This window comes from Vibrio sp. 10N.261.51.A3 (assembly GCF_041471965.1).
Classification (GTDB): domain Bacteria; phylum Pseudomonadota; class Gammaproteobacteria; order Enterobacterales; family Vibrionaceae; genus Vibrio; species Vibrio crassostreae_C.
Genome location: NZ_JBFRPK010000012.1, coordinates 1 through 412, shown reverse-complemented (window position 1 = coordinate 412; position 412 = coordinate 1). Strand labels below are relative to the sequence as shown.

Sequence of the window (412 nt, the reverse complement as noted above, 5' to 3'; positions counted from 1 at the left end):
GCATTGATGGAAAAAACAGGCAATGCAACTCCAGTATTCTCATTCACAGTGACTTACGCAGTAGCCAACGTGCTATTGACCCTTTGGGGACCAATCATCGTCGGCATTATCTCCGTCAACGCTGGTATGTAATTCAGACTATAACGTCAGTCTAAGACGTCAATCCAATTAAAACACTAAGCGATTCCCTGGCCAAACATAGGGAAGGGGATCGACTTGCTAAAATTTATGAAAGTAAGGTATCTATTATGACTACTCAAACTCCAACTATCGATTTTTCAAAATTCGCTGACCTAAGCCCATTCGAGCTAAAAGACAAACTGATTGAAGTGGCGCAAGCTGTGCCAGATCGTGCACTTCTTGATGCAGGTCGTGGTAACCCTAACTTCCTAGCAACGCTACCTCGTAAAGC

At 43.7% G+C, this 412-nt stretch carries 1 pseudogene; it reads left to right on the top strand.

Annotated elements, in window-relative coordinates:
- Positions 1-248: 248 nt before the first annotated feature.
- Positions 249-412, top strand: a pseudogene (locus tag AB4371_RS03690) (bifunctional aspartate transaminase/aspartate 4-decarboxylase); the annotation flags it as partial.